We start from the raw sequence: 22,108 nt of genomic DNA, 5'->3' as shown, positions 1-22,108 counted from the left end.
TTCTCCACCATGAGCACCAACTCCCGTCTGCGCACGTTCGGTTCGAAGACCGCCGGTCCCGGCCACCCCGTCTACGTCGTCGGTGAGATCGGCATCAACCACAACGGCGAGCTCGAGAACGCCTTCAAGCTGATCGACGCCGCCGCCGAGGCCGGCTGCGACGCCGTCAAGTTCCAGAAGCGCACCCCGGAGATCTGCACCCCGCGCGACCAGTGGGACATCGAGCGCGACACTCCCTGGGGCCGCATGACCTACATCGACTACCGCCACCGCGTGGAGTTCGGTGAGGACGAGTACCGCCAGATCGACGAGTACGCCAAGAGCAAGAACATCGACTGGTTCGCCTCCCCGTGGGACACCGAGGCCGTCGCCTTCCTGGAGAAGTTCGACGTCCCCGCCCACAAGGTCGCCTCCGCGTCCCTGACCGACGACGAGCTGCTGCGCTCCCTGCGCGCCACCGGCCGCACGGTCATCCTCTCCACGGGCATGTCGACCCCGAAGCAGATCCGCCACGCGGTCGAGGTCCTGGGCAGCGACAACATCCTGCTCTGCCACGCCACCTCGACGTACCCGGCGAAGGCCGAGGAACTCAACCTCCGCGTCATCAACACCCTCCAGGCCGAGTACCCGAACGTCCCGATCGGCTACTCCGGCCACGAGACGGGCCTGCAGACCACGCTGGCCGCGGTCGCCCTCGGTGCCACCTTCGTCGAGCGTCACATCACCCTCGACCGCGCGATGTGGGGCTCCGACCAGGCCGCCTCCGTCGAGCCGGGGGGCCTCACCCGCCTCGTCCGCGACATCCGCACCATCGAGGCCTCCCTCGGCGACGGCGTCAAGAAGGTCTACGAGTCCGAGCTCGGCCCCATGAAGAAGCTGCGCCGCGTCACTGGCGTCGTCGCCGAGGCCGAGATCGCCGCCGCCGCGGGCGAGCCGGTCGCGGTCTGAGGTCCTGACCTCTCGAACCCCCCACGCGTTACCTCCCACCTCCCTACGACAACTCCTTACGACAGGACGGTCGTACGTCGATGAGCCCCCGCGCCGGATCCACCGGCCCCCACACTCTCGCCTTCGTCGAGAGTCCGGTACAGCTCCTGAACGTGCTGGAATGGGCACACACCTCTGTCCACCACGGCACGGCGCCCGGCGCGGGGCTCACCCTCGTCGTCCTGTCCCCCAACGACCCGATGACCCGTGGCCAACTGCGGCGCATGGCCGAACTGGCCCGCGACGAGGGCCACCAGGTCCGCTGGGAGGAGGCGCGCGGTGGCACCACGGCGCCCTTCCACACCATCGGCGGCCTCGCCCCGCTGCTGCGCAGGGCCCGTCGCATCGTCATGGGAGACCCGTTCTCCCGCTATGTGCAGCTTCTTCTGACCATCACCCGCGCGCCCGACCTGGTCGTGGTCGACGACGGCACGGCGACGATGGAGTTCGTCGCCCAGCTCGCCCGTGGCGAACGCCTGGTCCGCTGGCACCGCAAGGGCGGCCGCCCCGGCCCGCGCGACCTGCTCTTCGCCCCGGTGTCCTCCTTGGCCCGGCGCCGGCTGACGCCCGGTGAGCACCGTACGGTTGAGGTGTTCTCCTCGATGCCGATCGACGAGACCCCGATCGGTGTGCGCGTCAGCGCCAACGACTTCTCCTGGACCCGGGCCCGCTTCGGGCCGCCCCGCCTCACCAAGGGCGCGGACCTGGTCGGCACGTCCCTCGTCGAGACGGGTGTCGTCGACGGGGACCGCTATCTCCAGGCGGTCCGCACCCTCGCCAAGTCCCACGGTGCCACCCGCTACTTCGCCCACCGCCGCGAGAGCGCCGAGAAACTCCACCGGCTGGCCGCGGAGACGGGCCTGGAGATCGTCCGCCCCGACCTCCCCCTGGAGCTGATCGCCCGCCGCGGCCCCATCGGCCGCACGATCCTCAGCTTCCCCTCCACGGTCGTCCACACGCTGCCGCTGGCCCTGGCCGGCACCGAGGTCCGCGTCGCCGTCTGCGACATCGACCCGGCCTGGCTCACGGAGAACGCCTCGCCACGGGCCCAGGGCTTCCTGTCCGGGGTGACGGGGACGGCCCGGGACGTACACCGGTTGTCGGCGGTGACATCCGCGTAGGGAAGCCGTGCACCGTCCGGCGAGTCACTGCATGAGACTGATGAAGTCGATCGATCCGGGGTTGAGGTCGGGGCCTCCAGGCTTCGCCGGGCCGTTCTCGTGATCGGCTCGGCGGAGGTGCTGCGGGCACTGCGGGCCCACGGAACAGACTGCTCGCGCCCGGCACACCGGTCGCCCTCATCGACATCCCCGCCGTCGACGTCCACCAGGTCGTCCTGGAGGGCACCGACTCCGCGGTCCTCACCGACGGCCCCGGCCACCGCCGGGACACCCCGCTGCCCGGACAGTCGGGCACCAGTGTGCTGATGGGCCGCGCCGCCGCCTACGGGGGGCCCTTCGGCCGTCTCGACCAGCTCGCCGCGGGCGACACGTTCACCGTGACCACCGGCCAGGGCAAGGCGAAGTACCAGGTCCTCGGCGTACGACGGGCCGGCGACCCGGCGCCCGCCGCCGTGGCCTCCGGCAAGGGCCGCCTGGTCCTCGTCACGGCCACCGGCCCGCACTTCATGCCCGGCGGGGTGCTGCGCGTCGACGCCGACCTGATCTCCACCCCCGCCCAGACCCCGCCGACCTCGCACCCACCCCGGTAGCCGGCCCGGTGCACGACTTCTGGATGTTCGAGGGCCTGATGAGCGGTGGAAACGGGACGCTGCACGTCACCTCCATCCACTGCGACGACACGATCGCCCGCTCTCTGTGCGCGGGCAGCCTCAACGTCCTCTCCCTCCACGGCTGCAAGCCGGAGCAGGCGGGCCTGGAACCAGGCGCCGCGGACGTCCTCGTAGGCGGCCTCAACCCCACCTTCCGCCAATACCTGATGGAGGAGTTCACCGCGGCCGGCATCCGCGGGGTGACGGCCTCGGGGGAGGAGGAGATCGCGGGCATCGACCCGGACAACATCTGCAACCGCACACTCCTCGGCATGGGCGCCCAGCTGGAGATGACCACGGCCCTGCGCACCGCGATGTTCGCCGCCGGCAAGGACACGGTCGCCGACCGCGCCACCAACCTCCTCCCGTCCTTCTGGACCTTCGCCACCGCGACCCGCAGGGCGATCGACCGGGTGGAGGCGGGGCAGACGGTGCTGTGAGCCAGCCGTGCTGAGCGTGAGTTGATAGGATCACCAGTGCAAATAGGGGAGTTGACGGACTGACGCGACGGGGGTCGGCGTGGGAGACCGTACGGGCCATCAGGGCAGCCCAAGAGATCTGCGAGCCTCCCACGAGGACCTGACGAAGCTGGCTGGCGACCTCGACGACATGCAGGACCACTTGGACCGGCAGGTCAAGCGCATGGACTCGATCGTCGACCGCATCGAGGCGGGCTGGCGGGGCCCGGCGGCGACGGCGTACCGCGAGTTCCACCGGGCCGCAGCCGAGGACGCCGTACGCATTCGCGATGTGATGAAGCATCTGGAGCAGGCCGTGCGGCTGAGCCGCGACGGCTTCACGGAGCAGGAACTGGCCGTGGTCGAGCAGATGCGCCGGATTCGGGTGGACGTCGGCAGCGAGGTCGACCGGCTCTCCACGCCGAACCCGGACGCCGCGTCGGCGACCACACCCGCGCGCCCGAGTAGCGGCCTCGACGCCCTCTGACCTCCCACAGGCCACGAAGCACTTTTCATGTACCGGGGGAAACATGCAGCCTGGAGATGCCGCCGACGACCACATAGCCGTCTCCTTCACCACCCTTCACGACCTCGCCGTCGAACTGGAGGACATCCTCAAGAAGCTCAACGGCAAACTGGACGACCTCTACGACCGGGCCGTCCCAGTCGTCCTCTCCTGGGAAGGCGAGGCCCGCGAGGTCTTCGTGGAGAAGCTCGACGAGTGGGACCGCTCGGCGCAGGACCTGCAGGCGGCCCATAAGTGGCTGCACGAGTACGTGACCACCGGCCACGCCAACTATGCGGCGGCGCACCGGGCGGTGCTGCGGGGCTGGGGAGGTGCCTGATGGCAACGCCCTCACCCTCGCCCTCGGCCACGCCCCCGGCCACCACCGGCAACGGCTCGCTGCCCGCCCCGTCGTCCGGCTCGGGTGCGACCCCTGCCCCCTCTCCCGGCTCTCTCAAGGACCCCCAGGGCAAGGACATTTCGCAGCAGGACACAGGCTCGGCACGGCGCCAACGCTCCGACGAACTGGCGGCGATGAAGCCCGCCGCCCCGGGAAACGCCGTCGGCTTCGACATCCAGCCGAAGCACGTGTACTACGCGTCGTACGTACTGCGGAACGCCCAGTACGACTTCGCGGACCGGGCGAAGAGTCTCGTCGACACTCTGGACGGGTACGCGCACGCGGCGGGCTGTGGGACCGGCCCTGAGGCCTTCGCGAAGGCGTACGCCGAAGTCGCCGATCTCTTCTTGCGAGTGTGGAGCAGAGCGACGGAGGGTGTCGGCGGCGCTGCGGTGGGCCTCACGGTGACGGCGAACAACTACGCGCAGGCGGAGCACGCGACCAATCCGCTGAGCCCGGCTGTGGTGAGGAAAAACCTCCCGGACGTCCTGAAGAAGGCCGGTGCGGGCGGACCCGTGGCCGAACTCGGCTGGGGCAACGCCCCTGCGGAGGCGGGCTGGGGCAACGAGATCATCGACGACGTCGCCGGGGGCCTGAGCCGGGTCGGCGACTATGTCCTGCGCCCGATCCTGGAGTACGCGCTGCGGCACGGGAAGGTCGCCGACATCACGCCGGGTGGCGACGACGTCGACCTTCCCAAGATCGCGCTGGCGTGGCGGACGGCGGCCAAGGACGCCAAGACGTCCGCGGACACCTTCGACGACGCCATCGCGTATCTCACCAACCCCGCGCCGGGCCACGACGAGTGGCAGAGTGCGATGAAGCAGTTCTGTTCTGCGATCTGGGGGAGTACGGCCTGGGGCAGAGCGAGTCACAACGGCCGTTACCAGTGGAACCAGAAAGACGGCCAGCGCCCCGCCTTGGATGTCCTCCAGGACACCGCACGCGACGTCGCGACGGCGTGCGACGCGCTGAGTGCGGAAGTGACGAAGATCAGGTCCACGATCACCGATGTCTACAAGCACGCGGCCGAGAAGACCTTCGTCGCGAAGAGCATCGAGGCCGCCCTGGAACTGGCCCTCAAGCTTCCTGAGCTGGCCCTGGAGTTCGTCTCGAACATCGACACGGGTCGCCTCAATCATGCCGTCGACACGTACAACCGCGAAATCCATACCCTTGCCGGCAACTTGACCGAACTCAAGCATGCGCTGGAAGAGGCGGAGCGCAGCGTTCCCACATATTCCGCGGAAGAAGCACGCGCCGAGGCCTTCGGTGTGAGGGCGCTCGACGAATTCAAGAAAGAGCACCCGTGGACCAATCCGGACGACACCAAGAACGGCGTCTACAGGATTGACCTGGCCAGTAGTGAATGGTTGAACGACGGCCACACCCTGGACAAGCATGTCGGAAAGACGTCTGAGCAACTCGCCCAACGCCTGCGTGATCAGGGTGATCCGGCCACCGACGCATGGCCGCACGGTAAGCCCAAGGTCGGTGCGGCCTCCAGCTTCGACACCCTGGAGAGCGCGCAGCGGTACACGCAGTACAACATCGACCAGTACTCCGGCGACATCAAGGCATGGCTCGACGGGCCGCCACCGCCCCAGGACGGGGAAGTGAAGAAGCTGGTCGGCCCGGGACCCGACGGAGAAGTCACGGGTACGAGCGTCACGAAGCAACCGTACGACCCGAACGATCCGACGACCGGCTTCAAGCAGGGTGGTATGAACGCCAAGCCCCTGGAGGTGAAGAACATCGATACCCGCCTGAAGTACGACTCCAGCCTCGATCCCCCCTTCGTCGTCATGACTTCCATGCCGGCACGCTGACCAATTCCGTCGGGAAGAATGAGATCTGGAACGAGAATGGAAACGGTGAACCGAACTGCATGGGAGGAAGCCTCCCTGCGCCTGCTCGACGACGTCTACGCGTTCGCGGCGACCGGCCCGAGGGCCCACTCCGACTGGCGGGACGATGTGCTGGCCGTGATGAACCACGAAGTGGACGACCCGCGCGGCTGGAACGTCCTCGACTGGGAGACGGACAAGGAGGAGCGGGCGACGGCCGGTCCGTCCTTCCCCTTCCGCCCGCCCTCCCGCGAGTTCCTGGAAGAGCGGCTGTTCCCCGTCACGCCGGCGACGGCCGAGCGCCTGCTGGTGACGATGACCTACGACTGGGGCCCGGTCCCCCAGGACGAGGAGGCGGCAGCGGACGCGTACGCCGATGCCCGGACCTTGTTGAGCCGGTACGGGGAGCAGATCTCCTGCTACAGCAACATCACCCGTGCCCGCGCGACTCCGTCGCCCGATCTCACCGACGGAGTCGACGGCTGGGTGTCTCTCACTCAGTACGACGGCGACTTCGGATTCGTCGTCGTCTCGCCGGAAGAGGTCGGTGTCTTCTGGTCGTTTTACCCCATCTGACGGAGCCCAGCACTGTGCGTACCCGAAGTTCCACCTACCCCGACCGCGAAACCGCCCAATGGGCCACCCAGCAGGTCGTCACCGCGAATGAGCAGCTGATCCACCGCTGGCTCGCCCAGGCCACCCGCCCCCGCCTGACGATCGAGGCGTCGTGGCCCACGCGCACCGAGCCGGTCGGCCGGGTCCTGCTCCAGGCGATGATGCTGGCGGGCCGCGAGCCCGTGGACGTACGCGCGGCCCGCGTGGTGCTCAAGCGTGACGCGACCCGCCCCCATGGTTTCGTGGTCCAGGCCACCTTCCCCGTCTATCTGTAGAACCCCGTAGAGACCAGTAGAGGCTGATCACCGTGCCCCTGAGCCCCCTCGAACACGACCGCCGCTACGGCGAACTGGACCAGGTGATCCGCGCCTACGCCGGGCAGCCGGCCGACGACACCCCGGACGAGCCCAGCCAGGCCCTGACCGCCTACCTCCGCCACACCTGGCACACCCGTCCCTGGGCACTGGCCACGGCGGAGACCCAGCTGCGGGAGTACGCCCGCAACCCGCCCGGCCGACTCCGCCTGCGCCTCGGCGAGTTCTACGCGATCCCGGACGTCGGGCTACCCGAGTCGGACATCGAGCAGTGGCTGACCTGCCTCGCCGACCACATCAAGCACAGCGTCGAGACCGGCGAGGCCCCGCCCCCGGCCACCCCCACCACCCACTGGGAATGGCACGCCCGCTTCCCCGAACTCGCACAGTTCCTCGGCGGCTGGTTCTCGCAGGACATGCCGGACGAGTTCGACGACCACGATGCCGCCGTCGACGACTACGAGGCCGCTACCCACCCCCAGCTTGTCGCCCGCCTGGTCGGCGAACTGCGCGAACTCCTCACCCTGGACCTGGACGAGCCCGACTACGCCCTGGCCGTCGCCGAACTGGGCATGGAGGTCGACCCGCCGGCTCCCTACGCCCCCAGCGGCTGGCTCACCCTCGTCTCCCGACGACTCGAGTAGCCGCCGCGCGGACTACGGGCCGGACGTCGGTCAGCGAGGCGCTCGGGCCGTTCACTGCCCCACGTACACCGCGAACGCCGCCCAGGCAGCCGGGGCGACCACGACCACGGGCCCGTCCAGGTCCTTGTCCTTTGAGTCACGGACGGCGACGGTGCCGGGTATGTTGCGGGCGACTTCGACGCACTCGCCGTTGCCGCTGCTGTGGCTGGACTTGGCGAACTCGAACTGCGGCACGGCTCACAACTCCTTGCGGATACGTTCGATCAGGGCGGTGGAATCGCGAAGAGCGAGTCCGCTCCGGGCGATCCGCTCGAATGTGGTGTTGTGGCGCGCGGCGTCGGCCTCGCTCTCCAGCCACAGGGTAGACGAGGTGGTGTCCATGTAGACCACGTCCATCGCGCCGGGTTCGGCGAACGAGACGATGCTGAAGGCGCTGGTCATCCCGGGATGGGAACCGGCGAGGAAGGGAAGCACCTGAAGCCTGACATTGGGCAGACGGGACGCTTCCGCCAGGTGTGCCAGTTGTACGCGCATGACCTCGCGGCCGCCGACAAGTTGACGCAGTGCGCCCTCGCCCACGACAGCCCACAGGCTGAGAGGGGTCGTGTCCGTCAAGCGTGCCTGCCGCGCGATCTTCGCCTCGACGAAACGCTCGATGTCGGCGGGGTCATCCCAGTCGGCGTTGCCGATCGCGAGAGCCCGGGCGTAGTCCGGAGTCTGCAAGAGGCCGGGGACGAAGGCTCCTTGCCAGGTACGGATTCCGGTCGAGATGTCCTCGAGGGCCACGTACTCAACCAGAGAGCGAAGTTCGGGGTACTGGTTCCACCACCCCTTGGCCTTACGGCGCCCCCGGTCGGTCTTGGCGAGGTTCAGCAGCCGTTCCACGACCTTCGGGTCGGTCACGCCGTACAGGTCGCACAGGATCTGGATGTCGGGATCGCGGAAGGGTACCCAGCCGCGCTCCATCTTGGCGACCTTGGCCGCAGTTGCCGACAGCGCCTCCGCGGCTTGTGGCTGAGTCAGGCCGGCTGTGTCGCGCAGCGTCAGCAGCTCACCGCCCAACTTACGGGCGAGGACGGTGGATACGCGGTTGCCGCGCGTGAACGGGACTGCGGTCACGTCGGATTACCTCCCGGGTCGCGGCCAGTGTGCAGGTCGCCGAGCAGGGTCGCAAAGGCAGGGGACATATTTCCCTGAGACTTCTTGCCCGCCATGCCGCCACTCCGCTACTGTCAGTTTTCGAGCGACTACCCAACGACGCCAGTTGGCGGAAGTGCACCGTGCTGCCCAAACCGGCCCCGCGCGGCATGGCCACCCCACCCGGCGCCCGCCCTCGCGCAAGGAGACGCACCCCGTGACCAACTCCTGCCCTCCCCCTCGCTTCCCCAAGGGCGACGACCGCTACGACTCCGTGGACTACACCCCCTACCCGAGCAACATCCCCCGCGCCCGCAGACGCGTCGCCCGACTCGCCGTCGACTGGGGTCACCCCGACGTCGCCGGCGACGCGGCGCTGCTGGCGAGCGAGTTGTGCACGAACGCCCTGCTCCACGGGTGCTTACGGGACCGCCTGTTCCGCGTCGAGACGTCGCTGACCGGCAACGCACTGCGCGTCGCCGTGACCGACCCGAGGGGTGAGCGGCTTCCGTATCCCCCCACGCCCGTCGCGGATGACCAGTTCGGCCGAGGCCTCCTCATCGTCCGCACGCTCGCGAACCGCTGGGCCGTGGAGAAGCTCACCGTCGGCAAGACCGTCTGGGCGGAGCTGGAAACGCGCGGGGGTCTCGATGCCTGACCTGCTGAGCCGTCGTCGGCAAGACCACCCCGCAGCGGCTGTGTGACGGCGTCGACAGGGCCACGCACACAGGCCATGCATACAGGCCACGCACACAGGGCCACACAGGAAACGGCGAAGACACCGTCGCCATCAAGATCCTCATGGTCGGCAGCACGGCTCTCTGACGCCGTCGACCGATCAGGCGCCCCAAGTCATCCTCGCGCCCCTACGGCGCGGACCCCGGCGGCCCCTCGGGCCCGGGTCGACAGGGAGTGGTGTTCAGGCATCCGTGCGCATGATCTTGGTCAGGTCTGTGGGACCGTAGGGCACGGGAATGGGTTCGGACACCCCGAGCGTTCCCTTATGGGAGTGCGCCGGCAGCCCCGGCGGACTGGATCGAGAGAGGGGCGGCGGCCCGCATCAAGGGCCCGCGTCACCCCGTGGTCACGGGCCGTCACCGCAGTCGGCCATCGTGGCGGACGTGGCAGTCGGCCATCGTCCCGGACGCGACAGTCGGCCTTCGGCCGGGATGCGCTCCGGGCAGGGCGCGCATACCGTCTGGCTCAAGATCCCATCGTCCGGAAAGGCGGGCGAGCATACCCATCCCACCGGAAACCTATGCGGCGCGTGGCCAAGTTTCTTCCCCTAACGGGCTGAAGTTTTGTTGATCGTGGGTCAGTTGGCCGCCCCGCCGCCCTACCCTTCAAAGGGTGAACCAATTGATGTCCCGAGAGTACGAGGCCGATGTCCCCGGGGGAGCAGCGCTCCCCGGCACCCTGCCCGACGCCCTGCGTGCCGAGCTGATCGCGTTCCGACGCGACATGCACATGCACCCGGAGCTCGGCAACCAGGAGTTCCGCACCACCGCGGCACTCAAGGCGCGCCTGGAGCAGGCGGGCCTCAGGCCCCGCGTGCTCGACATCGGGACCGGGCTCATCTGTGACATCGGGATCGACGGCGATGAAGGTGCGGGGGAGGGTGCAGGGGACGGGGAACGAGCCCGCGTACGGGCCCGCGCACGGGTCGGTCCGGTCGACGGCGGACGCGGCATGCTCGCCCTGCGCGCCGACATCGACGCGCTGCCCATCCCGGACACGAAGAGCGACTGCGCGTACCGCTCGACCGTGCCCGACCGCGCGCACGCCTGCGGCCACGACGTGCACACGACCGTCGTCCTCGGCGCCGGGCTCGTCCTCGCCGAGCTGCATCGCCAGGGGCTCCTGCCGCATCCCGTACGGCTGATCTTCCAGCCCGCCGAAGAGGTCCTGCCCGGGGGTGCGCCCGACGCCATCGAGTCGGGAGTGCTGGACGGCGTGGGGCGGATCATCGGCGTGCACTGCGACCCGAAGGTCGACGCCGGGCGGATCGGACTGCGCCACGGTCCCATCACCTCCGCCTGCGACCGGCTGGAAGTCTCACTCGACGGCGCCGGCGGTCACACCGCGCGCCCCCACCTCACCACCGACCTCGTCACCGCCGCCGCGCGCGTCGTCACCGACGTGCCGTCCCTCGTCGCCCGGCGCGTGGACGCCCGCAGCGGGCTCGCGGTGACCTGGGGACGGATCGAGTCCGGGCACGCCTGCAACGTCATCCCGCAGCACGCCGAGCTCTCCGGGACCGTACGCTGCCTCGACCTCGAGGCCTGGCGGCAGGCGCCCGACCTGCTGCACGCGGCCATCGACGAGATCGCCAACCTGTACCGGGCCAAGTCCGAGATCAACTACATCCGGGGCGTCCCGCCGGTCGTCAACGACCCGGCGGTCACGGAGCTCCTCCACGACGCCATGACCTCGCGGCGCGGTCCGCACTCCGTCGAGGACACCGAGCAGAGTCTCGGCGGCGAGGACTTCTCCTGGTACCTGGAGCACGTGCCCGGCGCCATGGCCCGCCTCGGCGTCCGTACGCCGGGCGAGCGCACCACTCGTGACCTGCACCGCGGCGACTTCGACGTGGACGAGTCGGCCATCACGGCCGGAGTCGAGCTCTTCACCGCGGCGGCCCTGCTGGACGCGATCCGCTAGGGCCTGCTGGGCCCGTAGGCCCTGTACGACCTGTAGGGCCCAGGGCCTGTCCGGCGTGATCCGCCGGACAGGCCCTGGACGCGGTCCCACGAACGCGAGAGGCTCACTCGGAGACGGCGCACACATGACGTGGGGGTACCGGTCCGCCGGTCCGCCCGATGCCCCGGTCGGCACCCCTTTGTCCGCTTGCGTGACCCCGTCGTAACGGGTGGCGCGCAAACGTAACCCGGTGGCGGCACGGTTCGATAACGGCCAGGAGAAACACCGTTCCCCTCCCCTTCTACGCGCGTTACTGTGCGCCGAAATCGCTGCGTCGGCGGCGTGTTGGGGAAGCGGACCGGCGACGGCCGTGGGGATGAAGGGTGCTTGCTGTGCGTCTGATGTCTCGGAGGACCAGGTTCTCCCAAGCAGCGGTGGCCGTCTCGGTCATCGCCCTCGCGGCGGTCGGTTGTGGCAAGTCGAGCACCGACACGAGCAGCGACTCCAAGAAGAGCTCGTCGGGCTACACCGGGAAGGGCATCGGTCTCGCGTACGACATCGGCGGCAAGGGTGACCAGTCCTTCAACGACGCCGCGTTCGCCGGTTTCCAGAAGGCCGAGACCGAGTTCAAGATCGGCGGCCGGGACATCGAGCCGCAGGACGGCGAGTCCGACGCCGACAAGGTGCAGCGCCTGGAGCAGCTCGCCAAGTCCGGCTACAACCCGGTGATCGGCGTCGGCTTCGTGTACGCGCCGGCCGTCAAGGAGGTCGCGGCGAAGTACCCGAAGGTGACCTTCGGCATCATCGACGACGAGCAGGACAAGGCGGCGAACATAGCCGACCTGGTCTTCCACGAGGAGCAGTCGTCCTACCTCGCGGGTGTCGCGGCGGCGAAGGCCACCAAGAAGAACCACATCGGCTTCATCGGTGGCGTGGACATTCCGCTCATCCACAAGTTCGAGGCGGGCTTCGACCAGGGCGCGAAGTCGGTCAACCCGAGCATCAAGATCGAGTCGCAGTACCTGACCCAGACGCCCCAGGAGGGTGGCTTCGCCAGCCCCGACAAGGGCAAGGACGCGGCGGCCGGCCAGATCGAGAAGGGCGCCGACGTGCTCTACCACGCGGCCGGCCTGTCCGGTCAGGGCGTGATCTCCGAGGCCGCCTCCAAGAAGGTGTGGGCCATCGGCGTCGACTCCGACCAGTACGCGCAGAGCTCCCTGGCCAAGTACAAGGACTGGATCCTCGGCTCGGCCCTGAAGAACGTCGGCGGCGCGGTGTACGACCTGGCCAAGTCCGTCGTCGACGGCAAGCCGCTGAGCGGTGTCGTGCGCGGTGACCTGAAGTCGGGCGGCGTCGGCTTCGCCGACTCCAACCCGAAGTACAAGGCCATGAAGGACGTCGTCGCTGCGGTCGACAAGGCCAAGCAGGACATCATCGACGGCAAGGTCACGGTCAAGACGACCCAGTGAGTCGTGCCTGTCGCGACTGATCACCGGTGAGGGAGCCCCCCGGCCCGTTGTACGGGCCGGGGGGCTCCCTCATGCATGCGGTCATGCGGGGTCGTCGGTGAACACCTCGACGCCGGAACACGGTGCCCGACAGAACAACGCCGATACCCGGTGGGAGTCCGCCGAAAAGATCAAAACTGGGCAGAATCTCGCAAAGTACCATGGTCTGGTGCATGGCATCGCATACGTCGACGTCGGGTCCGGGGCCGGGTGGCTTTGCCGAGTGGAAGCCCCAGGTGCGCCTTCGGTGTTCGGCGATTGTTCCCCGAGGGTTCAAAACGGTCGGATAACACTCTGGCGACGTGGGTTCTCTGCTATGTCTACGCGCGTTACGCTGCGGCGGAATCAGCGCCTGGTTTGGGCGCCTGCACAAAGGAGTCACGTTCATGCGCCGGGTGTCCCGAATCGCGGTTGCGGGCGTTGCGACCGCATCCCTCGCCGTTGCTCTCTCCGCCTGTGGCGGCTCGTCCACCGAAGCCTCGAGTGGCGGCTCGGCCAAGACCAAGGGCATAGGCCTTGCGTACGACATCGGCGGCAAGGGTGACCAGTCCTTCAACGACGCCGCGTTCGCCGGTTTCCAGAAGGCCGAGAAAGACCTCAAGATCGGCGGCCGGGACATCGAGCCGCAGGACGGCGAGTCCGACGCCGACAAGGTGCAGCGCCTGGAGCAGCTCGCCAAGTCCGGCTACAACCCGGTGATCGGCGTCGGCTTCGTGTACGCGCCGGCCGTCAAGGAGGTCGCGGCGAAGTACCCGAAGATCACCTTCGGCATCATCGACGACGAGCAGGACAAGGCCGCGAACGTCGCCGACATGGTCTTCCACGAGGAGCAGGCCTCCTACCTCGCCGGTGTCGCGGCGGCGAAGGCCACCAAGAAGGACCACATCGGCTTCGTCGGTGGCGTGGACATCCCGCTGATCCACAAGTTCGAGGCCGGGTACGTCCAGGGCGCCCAGTCGGTCAACCCGAAGATCAAGATCGAGAAGCAGTACCTGACCCAGACGCCCCAGGAGGGCGGCTTCTCCAGCCCCGACAAGGGCAAGGACGCGGCCGAGGGTCAGATCGAGGCGGGCGCGGACGTGATCTACGCCGCCGCGGGTCTGTCGGGTCAGGGCGTCATCCAGTCCGCCGCCTCGCACAAGGTGTGGGCCATCGGCGTCGACTCCGACCAGTACAAGCAGGACGCGCTGGCCAAGTACAAGGACTACATCCTGACTTCGGCCACCAAGGACGTCGCCGGGGCGGTCTACAACCTCGCGAAGTCCGTGGCGGACGGCAAGCCCGAGACCGGCGTCGTCCGCGCCAGCCTCGCCACCGGCGGTGTCGGCCTCGCCGACTCGAACCCGGCGTTCAAGAACAACGCCGACCTGCAGGCCGCGCTGAAGAAGGCCGAGGCGGGTATCAAGGACGGCTCGATCACGGTCAAGACCTCCTGACCCGAGCCCTGATCCCGGCCCAGGTCACGACGTCATCACCAGACGTCGAAACCATGGCCATGGCAACGCTGTAATGGCAGCGTTACGGCCACGGAACGGGGCGTGGGGAGGATGACCTTCCCGTGCCCCGTTCGCGCGGCAGAATGCTCGGATCGGATCGGACCGAAAGCAGTCCGAAAAGAACCCGGTCCGTCCGAGTGCAATTCAAAGCAGGGGCGCTACGCGCGTAGATAGGCCCCTTTTCCAAGGAGAGTGCGCCATCGACGCGTCCAGCAGCCCTCCGCTCACCGCGCAGTCGACCGCGGTCGAGCTGGCGGGGATCACCAAGCGTTTCCCCGGTGTGGTGGCCAACCATGACATCCACCTGACGGTCCGCAAGGGCACGGTCCACGCCCTGGTCGGCGAGAACGGTGCCGGCAAGTCGACGCTGATGAAGATCCTCTACGGCATGCAGAAGCCGGACGAGGGCACGATCACCGTCGACGGTGAGCAGGTCACCTTCCACAACCCCGCCGACGCCATCGTGCGCGGCATCGGCATGGTCCACCAGCACTTCATGCTCGCCGACAACCTCACCGTCCTGGAGAACGTGGTCCTGGGCAGCGAGAAGCTGTACGGCATCGGCGGGGGCGCCCGTAAGAAGATCAAGGAGATCTCCGACCGGTACGGGCTGAACGTCCGCCCGGACGTCCTGGTCGAGGGCCTCGGTGTCGCCGAGCGCCAGCGCGTGGAGATTCTCAAGGTCCTCTACCGCGGCGCCCGCACCCTGATCCTGGACGAGCCCACCGCCGTACTGGTGCCGCAGGAGGTGGACGCACTCTTCGACAACCTGCGCGAGCTCAAGTCCGAGGGCCTGGCCGTCATCTTCATCTCGCACAAGCTGGGCGAGGTCCTCTCGGTCGCCGACGAGATCACCGTCATCCGGCGCGGTACGACGGTCGGCACGGCCGTCCCCGCCGAGACGACCCCCCGCCAGCTCGCCGAGATGATGGTCGGCAGCGAGCTCCCGACCCCGGAGACCGCCGAGTCCACCGTCACGGACAAGCCGGTCATCCAGGTGACGGGCCTCACGGTCTTCGCCAGCGGTGCCCCCTCCCTCGGCGAGCTCGCCGAGCCGACCGGCGCCGGTCTGCTCACCGAGGACACCGCCGAGACCGCCGCCACAGTGCGGCGCGTCCTCGACGACGTCACCTTCACCATCCACGCGGGTGAGGTGATGGGCATCGCCGGTGTCGAGGGCAACGGCCAGACCGAGCTCATCGACGCGCTGATCGGCCTCAAGCACGCGGACTCCGGAGCCATCAGCTTCCTCGGCGAGGAGATCACGGGGTGGGCCACCCGCAAGCGCCGTGAGAAGGGCATCGGGTACATCCCCGAGGACCGCCACCGTCACGGCCTGCTGCTGGAGGCCCCGCTCTGGGAGAACCGCATCCTCGGCCATGTCACCGAGGCCCCGAACGCGAAGGGCTTCTGGCTCGACATCAAGGGCGCCCAGGAGGACACCAAGCGGATCGTCAAGGAGTACGACGTCCGCACCCCCGGCATCGACGTCACCGCCGCCTCGCTCTCCGGCGGCAACCAGCAGAAGCTGATCGTCGGCCGCGAGATGAGCCACAAGCCGCGCTTCCTGATCGCCGCCCACCCCACCCGCGGTGTGGACGTCGGCGCGCAGGCCGCGATCTGGGACCAGATCCGCGAGGCCCGCCGTGAGGGCCTGGCCGTGCTGCTGATCTCGGCCGACCTGGACGAGCTGATCGGCCTGTCGGACACCCTGCGGGTGATCTACAACGGCAGGCTCGTGGCGGACGCCGACCCGGCGACCGTCACCCCGGAGGAACTCGGCTCGGCCATGACCGGCGCCGCCTCCGGACACCTGGAGCACGTAGCGGAAAGCGCCGCCCCGGAGGACGAGGCCCGATGAAGAAGTTCGACAAGGAGCGCGTGCTCCTCGCGGTGGCCGGCCCGGTCATCGCGCTCGTCGCGGCGATCGCGCTGACCTCGGTCGTGCTGCTCGCCTCGGGCAAGAGCCCGTTCGAGCCGTACTCCCTGATGCTCCAGCAGGCGACGTACTCCGACACCCAGGTCCTGATCATCAACCAGGCGTCGCTCTACTACATCGCGGCACTCGGTGTGGCCATCGGCTTCCGCATGAACCTGTTCAACATCGGCGTCGACGGCCAGTACCGCCTCGGCGCGATGATGACCGCGGTGGTCGGCGCGCATCTCGCGCTGCCGTCCTTCCTGCAGATCCCGGTGCTGATGCTCGTCGCGGTGCTCACCGGCGCCTTCTGGGCCGGTATCGCGGGCGTCCTGAAGGTCACCCGCGGTGTGAGCGAGGTCGTCGCGACGATCATGCTCAACGCGATCGCCACCAGCCTCATCGGCTACCTCACCGCGGAGAACATCTGGGGTGTGCAGGTCGGCAACAACAACACGACCGGCATCATGAAGAAGTCCGGCTGGTTCCCCGGCATCAACCTCGGCGCGGACGTCGGCGAGATCTACGGCATGGTCTTCATCGCGGTCCTCATGGGCGTTCTGTACTGGCTCGTCCTCAACCGCACCCGCTTCGGCTTCGACCTGCGCGCCACCGGTGCCTCCGAGACCGCCGCAGCGGCCTCCGGCGTCGACGCCAAGAAGATGGTGCTCACCGCGATGCTGATCTCCGGCGCGATCGCGGGCTTCTCCGGTCTGCCGCTGCTGCTGGGTGACGCCCACACCTACAGCCTGAGCTTCCCGGCCGGCCTCGGCTTCACCGCCATCGGCATCGCGCTGCTCGGCCGCAACAACCCGGGCGGCATCGCGCTCGCCGCACTCCTGTGGGCCTTCCTCGACAAGGCGTCCCCCGCTCTCGACTACGCGACCCCGGTGGCGTACGAGAAGGAGATCGCCACGATCATGCAGGGCCTGATCGTCTTCGCGGTCGTCATCTCGTACGAGGCCGTACGTGTCTGGGGCCTGCGCCGCCAGCAGAAGCGGGTCGGTGAGGAACTGGCCGCGGCCGCCGCCAACAACAACTCCCCGAAGGAGGTGGCTGCCCGATGAGCACCGCGACCGTCGCCAAGCCGCAGGCGCAGCAGCCCGGCAAGGGCAGCCGCCGATTCTCGCTCCCCGTGCTCCTGCTGATCATCGCGGGTGTACTCGTCCTGACCTCGGTCGTCCGCCTGATCACCGGCGCGGACGGCATCACCTCGACCGGACAGATGTCCACGGCGCTGCGCCTCGCGGTGCCGATCGGCCTCGCGGGCCTCGGCGGCCTGTGGTCCGAGCGCGCGGGCGTCGTCAACATCGGCCTCGAAGGCATGATGATCCTCGGCACCTGGTTCGGTGCCTGGGCCGGCTACCAGTGGGGGCCGTGGACCGGTGTCGCCTTCGGCATCATCGGCGGCTGCCTCGGCGGCATCCTGCACGCCATCGCCACGGTGACCTTCAACGTCAACCACATCGTCTCCGGTGTGGCCATCAACATCCTGGCGCTCGGCACCACCCGCTACCTCTCCAAGTTCACCTTCGAGAACGCGCCGCAGGGCTCCTCCAAGCAGTCCCCGCCGATCGACTCGCTCGGCACCTTCGACATCCCAGGGCTGTCCAGCTGGCTGACCACGCTCAACGGCAAGCACTGGTTCCTGATCTCGGACATCGCAGGTCTGCTCGGCGGACTGGTCACCGACCTGTCGCCGCTCACCGTCGTCGCGGTGGCGCTCGTCCCCGCCACCTGGTGGGTGCTGTGGCGCACGGCCTTCGGCCTGCGCCTGCGCTCCTGCGGTGAGAACCCGGTGGCCGCCGAATCCCTCGGCGTCAACGTCTACAAGTACAAGTACATCGCCGTGATCATCTCGGGCGGCTTCGCCGGCCTCGGCGGTGCCTTCCTGTCGATCGTCGCGTCCAACGTGTACCTGGACGGCCAGACGGCCGGCCGCGGATACATCGGTCTCGCCGCGATGATCTTCGGCAACTGGATGCCGGGCGGCCTCGCCCTCGGTGCGGGCCTGTTCGGCTACACCGACAGCCTCAACCTGCGCGGCGGCGGCACCAACGTGCACGCGCTGATCCTGCTCCTCGCGATCCTGCTGGTCTTCGCCGTGGCCTATCTGGCATGGAAGAAGCGGGTCGTGCCCGCGGTCATCACGGCCGTGGTCTCGGCGCTGATGTTCGTCTGGTATCTCGCCACCGACGAGGTCCCGCAGCAGTTCGTGAGCGCCACGCCGTACGTCGTGACCCTGCTCGTGCTCTCGCTGTCCGCGCAGCACCTGCGGATGCCCAAGGCGGACGGCATGCCGTACCGGAGAGGACAGGGCAAGTGACGTCCGTCGGTGCCGGGTCCACGGCCGTCGACTGGGAGGCCCTGCGGGAGCTCGCGAGGGACGCCATGTCCCGGGCCTACGCCCCCTACTCGGGCTTCCCGGTCGGCGTCGCGGCCCTCGTCGACGACGGCCGGACCGTCACCGGCTGCAACGTCGAGAACGCCTCGTACGGGCTCGGACTGTGCGCCGAGTGCGGTCTGGTCTCCCAGCTGCTGAACACCGGGGGCGGTCGGCTGACGCACTTCACCTGCGTCGACGGACAGGGCGAGATCCTCGTCCCGTGCGGACGCTGCCGCCAGCTGCTGTACGAGTTCGGCGGGGCCGATCTGCTCCTGGAGACCCCGGCCGGAATCCTGCCGCTCTCCGAGATGCTGCCGCAGGCCTTCGGGCCGGAGAATCTCACCAAGTAACGCCTGCGCGGCCCCTCCCGACAACCGGACGATGAACGACCGGTCGGGAGGGGCCGTGGATTTTCGGAAGTCTTCGGAAGGAAAGCCATGGCCATGGACGCCGTCTCCGTCATCCGCACCAAGCGGGACCGCGCCGAGCTCAGCGACGCGCAGATCGACTGGGTCATCGACGCGTACACCCGCGGCGAGGTCGCCGACTACCAGATGGCCGCCCTCAACATGGCGATCCTGCTCAACGGCATGAACCGCCGTGAGATCGCCCGCTGGACCGCCGCGATGATCGCCTCCGGCGAGCGCATGGAGTTCTCCTCCCTCTCCCGCCCGACCGCCGACAAGCACTCCACGGGCGGCGTCGGCGACAAGATCACCCTCCCGCTGGCGCCACTGGTCGCCGCGTGCGGCGCGGCGGTCCCGCAGCTGTCCGGACGCGGCCTCGGTCACACCGGCGGCACGCTGGACAAGCTGGAGTCGATCCCCGGCTGGCGCGCCCTGCTGTCGAACGAGGAGATGCTGAACGTCCTCGACACGACCGGTGCGGTCATCTGCGCCGCGGGCGACGGCCTGGCCCCGGCGGACAAGAAGCTCTACGCGCTCCGTGACGTCACGGGCACGGTGGAGGCGATCCCCCTCATCGCCTCTTCCATCATGTCGAAGAAGATCGCGGAGGGTACGGGCTCGCTGGTCCTGGACGTGAAGGTCGGCACCGGCGCCTTCATGAAGACCATCGAGGACGCCCGCGAACTCGCCTCCACGATGGTCGGGTTGGGCACCGACCACGGAGTGAGGACGGTCGCGCTCCTCACGGACATGTCGACCCCGCTGGGCCTGACGGCGGGCAACGCGCTCGAAGTACGGGAGTCGGTGGAGGTCCTGGCGGGCGGCGGTCCGGCCGACGTCGTCGACCTCACCATCGCCCTGGCGCGCGAGATGCTGGACGCGGCGGGCATCAAGGACGCCGACCCGACGAAGGCCCTCGCGGACGGTTCGGCGATGGACGTGTGGCGCCGCATGATCGCCGCGCAGGGCGGTGACCCGGACGCCGCGCTGCCCACCTCCCGCGAGCAGCACGTGGTGACGGCCCCGTCCTCCGGCGTCCTGACCCGCCTGGACGCCTACGACATCGGCATCGCCGCCTGGCGCCTGGGCGCGGGGCGCGCCCGCAAGGAGGACCCGGTGCAGGCCGCCGCGGGCGTCGAACTGCACGCAAAGCCCGGCGACACCGTCACCGCGGGCCAGCCCCTGCTGACCCTGCACACCGACACCCCCGAGCGCTTCGAGTACGCCCTGGAGTCGGTCGAGGGTTCCTACGACATCGCGGCCGCGGGCACGGACTTCAAGGCCACCCCGGTCGTGCTGGAACGTATCGCCTGACCTGCGCTTTCCTCGTACGGGTGAACGGGATCGGTGGACGTCCACCGATCCCGTTCGGCATGCTGGACTCGGTGACGCACCGATTGGAGACCGCCGTGAGCGCACTCACCGTCGACCACGACCCCGAGCAGAACTGGGACGACCTCGTCCGGTTCTGGGAGGAGATGGAGTGGCCGGAGGGCAGCAAGGTGGAGATCATCGAGGGGATCGTCACCGTGTCACCCGCTCCCGCATACCACCACAACGTGATCGCAGCGCGAATCCACCGCCGCCTGCTCTCCGTCATTCCCGAAGACTGGGAGGTCTTCCAAACCCTGGCGGTCGCCGTGCCCTCCCGGCTGGGCATGTTGATCCCCGACCTGGTCGTAGCGCCTGTGGTGGAGGGGGAAGGCCTGAGCAGTCACATCCCTGCAGGCATGGCGGAACTCGTCGTCGAAGTCACCTCGAAGTCCAACGCCGCGCATGACCGCGTCAGCAAGCCCGCCGCCTACGCCGCCGGAGGCATCCCCCTCTACCTGCTTGTCGACCGATGGGCGACCGGCGGCCCGACGGTGACGCTGTACGGCGAACCCACAGGCGACGTCTACCGCGTCCTGCGCGCCGGAAAGTTCGGCGACGCGATCACGCTGCCCGAGCCCTTCGGTCTCACCCTCGACACCAGCGTGTTCCCCGTCGACTGACGTACCCGAGGGTCGGCGCCCGGTTTTTGTGCGCCGACCCCCTGTGCGCCGACCCCTGTCGAACGCTGGTTGGCCCGCCGTCAGCCGAGCACCGCCGCGATCACCACCAGCACCGGCACCGACAGGATCGTCGACAGCAGGATCGACTCCCGGGCCAGCGTCTCGCCGACCCGGTAGCGCGAGGCGTAGGTGAAGAGGTTCTGGGCGGCCGGCAGTGCCGAGGTGACCACGACGTCGAGCAGCGGCGCGCCGTGCAGCCCGAACAGGCCCACGGCCAGGGCCCCGGCGGCCAGCGGCTGGCCCACCGACTTCAGGGCGACGGACAGCAGCACCGGGTACCGGTCCGCGCCCCGGCCGGGCAGCGTGCTGCCGCACAGCGAGATGCCGAACGCCAGCAACACCGCGGGCACCGACATGTTGCCGATCAGCGTGAGCGGGTCCATGACCGGGCCCGGCAGCGTCAGACCGGTCGCCGACACCGCGACCCCGGCGAGGGAGCCGACTGCGATGGGATTGCGCAGCGGTGTGATGAGCCGCTGCCACAACGGACCCTTCTCGCCCTTCCCCGACAGGTCGAGGACGGTGAGCGCGATGGGCGTGACCATGATCTGCTGGAAGAGCAGCACGGGTGCGACGAGCGAGGCGTCCCCCAGCACGTACACCGCGATCGGGATACCGAGGTTGCCCGAGTTGACGTAACTGGAGCAGAGCGCGCCGATCGTCGTCCGGCCCACGCCCCAGCCGCGTACGGCCCCGATCGCGACGAAGACACCGGCCGCCGCGGCCGTGCTCATTGCCGTCACCAGGAGCCGGCTGGAGAAGATCACCGACAGGTCGGCCCGGGCGAGCGTGGTGAACAGCAGCGCGGGGGAGGCCACGTGGAAGGCGAGCTTCGTCAGCACCTCCCGCCCGTTCTCCCCGAGATAGCCGCGGCGCCCGATGACGTAACCGACCCCGATGACGACGGCGATGACCGCGAAGCCCGTCAGCACCCCTTGCACGGTGCCTCCTTCGAGCGGAGGAGGCCGTCGGGTATCACGGAAGGCGCTGATTCATGGGGCATACACCCAACCCTCTGGGG

General features: G+C 68.9%; 23 protein-coding genes. 20 read left to right on the top strand and 3 right to left on the bottom strand.

Annotated features, from left to right (window positions below; all coding sequences use genetic code 11):
* The first annotated feature begins 9 nt into the window (after positions 1-9).
* From ABZ656_RS20105 to ABZ656_RS20060, 10 genes are all read left to right on the top strand, one after another.
* Positions 10-948, top strand: a complete 939-nt coding sequence (locus ABZ656_RS20105) for an N-acetylneuraminate synthase family protein (RefSeq protein WP_101400269.1) — start codon at positions 10-12, stop codon at positions 946-948.
* 80 nt (positions 949-1,028) lie between these two features.
* The gene (locus ABZ656_RS20100) at positions 1,029-2,108 is read left to right on the top strand and encodes a hypothetical protein (protein WP_360269557.1); all 1,080 of its coding nucleotides are present in this window, start codon (positions 1,029-1,031) and stop codon (positions 2,106-2,108) included.
* A gap of 149 nt (positions 2,109-2,257) precedes the next feature.
* Positions 2,258-2,698, top strand: a complete 441-nt coding sequence (locus tag ABZ656_RS20095) for a sortase (protein ID WP_360269568.1) — start codon at positions 2,258-2,260, stop codon at positions 2,696-2,698.
* An 8-nt stretch (positions 2,699-2,706) separates the two neighbouring features.
* Entirely contained in the window at positions 2,707-3,198 is a 492-nt protein-coding gene (locus ABZ656_RS20090) for a poly-gamma-glutamate hydrolase family protein (protein ID WP_360269555.1), read from the top strand.
* Positions 3,199-3,277: 79 nt separating this feature from the next.
* Entirely contained in the window at positions 3,278-3,703 is a 426-nt protein-coding gene (locus ABZ656_RS20085) for a WXG100 family type VII secretion target (RefSeq protein WP_360269553.1), read from the top strand.
* Between the two features lie 43 nt (positions 3,704-3,746).
* Positions 3,747-4,061: a WXG100 family type VII secretion target gene (locus ABZ656_RS20080; RefSeq protein ID WP_360269551.1), complete on the top strand. Its 315-nt coding sequence runs from the start codon at positions 3,747-3,749 to the stop codon at positions 4,059-4,061.
* Positions 4,061-5,950 (top strand): RNase A-like domain-containing protein, encoded by a 1,890-nt coding sequence (locus ABZ656_RS20075; RefSeq protein ID WP_360269549.1) that lies wholly within the window; start codon positions 4,061-4,063, stop codon positions 5,948-5,950. Before ABZ656_RS20080 ends, ABZ656_RS20075 begins: the two co-directional genes overlap by 1 nt.
* A 45-nt stretch (positions 5,951-5,995) precedes the next feature.
* Positions 5,996-6,544: a hypothetical protein gene (locus ABZ656_RS20070; protein ID WP_360269547.1), complete on the top strand. Its 549-nt coding sequence runs from the start codon at positions 5,996-5,998 to the stop codon at positions 6,542-6,544.
* 14 nt (positions 6,545-6,558) lie between these two features.
* Entirely contained in the window at positions 6,559-6,858 is a 300-nt protein-coding gene (locus ABZ656_RS20065) for an RNase A-like domain-containing protein (protein WP_360269545.1), read from the top strand.
* A gap of 32 nt (positions 6,859-6,890) precedes the next feature.
* The gene (locus ABZ656_RS20060; protein WP_101400280.1) at positions 6,891-7,541 is read left to right on the top strand and encodes a contact-dependent growth inhibition system immunity protein; all 651 of its coding nucleotides are present in this window, start codon (positions 6,891-6,893) and stop codon (positions 7,539-7,541) included.
* 51 nt (positions 7,542-7,592) lie between these two features.
* On the opposite strand, the gene ABZ656_RS20055 is transcribed toward ABZ656_RS20060, so the two are convergent.
* Positions 7,593-7,775, bottom strand: a complete 183-nt coding sequence (locus tag ABZ656_RS20055) for a DUF397 domain-containing protein (RefSeq protein ID WP_101400281.1) — start codon at positions 7,773-7,775, stop codon at positions 7,593-7,595.
* 3 nt (positions 7,776-7,778) lie between these two features.
* Positions 7,779-8,660, bottom strand: a complete 882-nt coding sequence (locus tag ABZ656_RS20050; protein ID WP_101400282.1) for a Scr1 family TA system antitoxin-like transcriptional regulator — start codon at positions 8,658-8,660, stop codon at positions 7,779-7,781.
* Between the two features lie 235 nt (positions 8,661-8,895).
* On the opposite strand from ABZ656_RS20050, the gene ABZ656_RS20045 reads away from it, so the two are divergent.
* The 10 genes from ABZ656_RS20045 to ABZ656_RS20000 all read left to right on the top strand — a co-directional run bounded on the left by ABZ656_RS20045 (position 8,896) and on the right by ABZ656_RS20000 (position 21,027).
* The gene (locus ABZ656_RS20045) at positions 8,896-9,336 is read left to right on the top strand and encodes an ATP-binding protein (protein WP_360269542.1); all 441 of its coding nucleotides are present in this window, start codon (positions 8,896-8,898) and stop codon (positions 9,334-9,336) included.
* 704 nt (positions 9,337-10,040) lie between these two features.
* Positions 10,041-11,339, top strand: coding sequence for an amidohydrolase (locus tag ABZ656_RS20040; protein ID WP_101400284.1), 1,299 nt, complete (start codon positions 10,041-10,043; stop codon positions 11,337-11,339).
* Positions 11,340-11,719: 380 nt separating this feature from the next.
* Complete coding sequence (locus ABZ656_RS20035; RefSeq protein WP_101403701.1) at positions 11,720-12,787, top strand: BMP family ABC transporter substrate-binding protein; 1,068 nt, start codon at positions 11,720-11,722, stop codon at positions 12,785-12,787.
* A 425-nt stretch (positions 12,788-13,212) separates the two neighbouring features.
* Complete coding sequence (locus ABZ656_RS20030; protein WP_101400285.1) at positions 13,213-14,262, top strand: BMP family ABC transporter substrate-binding protein; 1,050 nt, start codon at positions 13,213-13,215, stop codon at positions 14,260-14,262.
* A gap of 259 nt (positions 14,263-14,521) precedes the next feature.
* Positions 14,522-16,183, top strand: coding sequence for an ABC transporter ATP-binding protein (locus ABZ656_RS20025; RefSeq protein WP_101400286.1), 1,662 nt, complete (start codon positions 14,522-14,524; stop codon positions 16,181-16,183).
* On the top strand, positions 16,180-17,307 hold the full coding sequence (locus ABZ656_RS20020; protein ID WP_101400287.1) for an ABC transporter permease: 1,128 nt from the start codon (positions 16,180-16,182) through the stop codon (positions 17,305-17,307). The genes ABZ656_RS20025 and ABZ656_RS20020 overlap by 4 nt, the downstream gene beginning before the upstream one ends.
* Positions 17,304-18,566: an ABC transporter permease gene (locus ABZ656_RS20015; RefSeq protein WP_101400288.1), complete on the top strand. Its 1,263-nt coding sequence runs from the start codon at positions 17,304-17,306 to the stop codon at positions 18,564-18,566. The genes ABZ656_RS20020 and ABZ656_RS20015 overlap by 4 nt, the downstream gene beginning before the upstream one ends.
* Positions 18,563-18,976 carry a cytidine deaminase gene (locus ABZ656_RS20010; RefSeq protein ID WP_101400289.1) on the top strand — a complete coding sequence of 138 codons (414 nt, stop codon included), beginning with the start codon at positions 18,563-18,565 and terminating at the stop codon, positions 18,974-18,976. The genes ABZ656_RS20015 and ABZ656_RS20010 overlap by 4 nt, the downstream gene beginning before the upstream one ends.
* A gap of 93 nt (positions 18,977-19,069) precedes the next feature.
* Positions 19,070-20,347, top strand: a complete 1,278-nt coding sequence (locus tag ABZ656_RS20005) for a thymidine phosphorylase (RefSeq protein ID WP_360269566.1) — start codon at positions 19,070-19,072, stop codon at positions 20,345-20,347.
* Between the two features lie 95 nt (positions 20,348-20,442).
* Complete coding sequence (locus ABZ656_RS20000; protein ID WP_101403702.1) at positions 20,443-21,027, top strand: Uma2 family endonuclease; 585 nt, start codon at positions 20,443-20,445, stop codon at positions 21,025-21,027.
* A gap of 80 nt (positions 21,028-21,107) precedes the next feature.
* Here the strand turns inward: ABZ656_RS20000 and ABZ656_RS19995 are convergent, their stop codons facing one another.
* Positions 21,108-22,028 carry an AEC family transporter gene (locus ABZ656_RS19995; RefSeq protein ID WP_101400291.1) on the bottom strand — a complete coding sequence of 307 codons (921 nt, stop codon included), beginning with the start codon at positions 22,026-22,028 and terminating at the stop codon, positions 21,108-21,110.
* Between the last annotated feature and the right edge of the window lie 80 nt (positions 22,029-22,108).

Origin of the sequence: Streptomyces sp. NPDC007095, assembly GCF_040634475.1 — a bacterium.
Classification (GTDB): domain Bacteria; phylum Actinomycetota; class Actinomycetes; order Streptomycetales; family Streptomycetaceae; genus Streptomyces.
Note: the sequence above shows the minus strand (reverse complement) of the source record. Positions and strands in the feature narration are given on the sequence as shown.

Coding starts and splice junctions, on each gene's coding strand:
- ABZ656_RS20105 (WP_101400269.1), top strand. CDS start 10: ATGAGCACCAACTCCCGTCTGCGCACGTTCGGTTCGAAGACCGCCGGT.
- ABZ656_RS20100 (WP_360269557.1), top strand. CDS start 1,029: ATGAGCCCCCGCGCCGGATCCACCGGCCCCCACACTCTCGCCTTCGTC.
- ABZ656_RS20080 (WP_360269551.1), top strand. CDS start 3,747: ATGCAGCCTGGAGATGCCGCCGACGACCACATAGCCGTCTCCTTCACC.
- ABZ656_RS20075 (WP_360269549.1), top strand. CDS start 4,061: ATGGCAACGCCCTCACCCTCGCCCTCGGCCACGCCCCCGGCCACCACC.
- ABZ656_RS20040 (WP_101400284.1), top strand. CDS start 10,041: ATGTCCCGAGAGTACGAGGCCGATGTCCCCGGGGGAGCAGCGCTCCCC.
- ABZ656_RS20035 (WP_101403701.1), top strand. CDS start 11,720: ATGTCTCGGAGGACCAGGTTCTCCCAAGCAGCGGTGGCCGTCTCGGTC.
- ABZ656_RS20030 (WP_101400285.1), top strand. CDS start 13,213: ATGCGCCGGGTGTCCCGAATCGCGGTTGCGGGCGTTGCGACCGCATCC.
- ABZ656_RS20020 (WP_101400287.1), top strand. CDS start 16,180: ATGAAGAAGTTCGACAAGGAGCGCGTGCTCCTCGCGGTGGCCGGCCCG.
- ABZ656_RS20015 (WP_101400288.1), top strand. CDS start 17,304: ATGAGCACCGCGACCGTCGCCAAGCCGCAGGCGCAGCAGCCCGGCAAG.
- ABZ656_RS20005 (WP_360269566.1), top strand. CDS start 19,070: ATGGACGCCGTCTCCGTCATCCGCACCAAGCGGGACCGCGCCGAGCTC.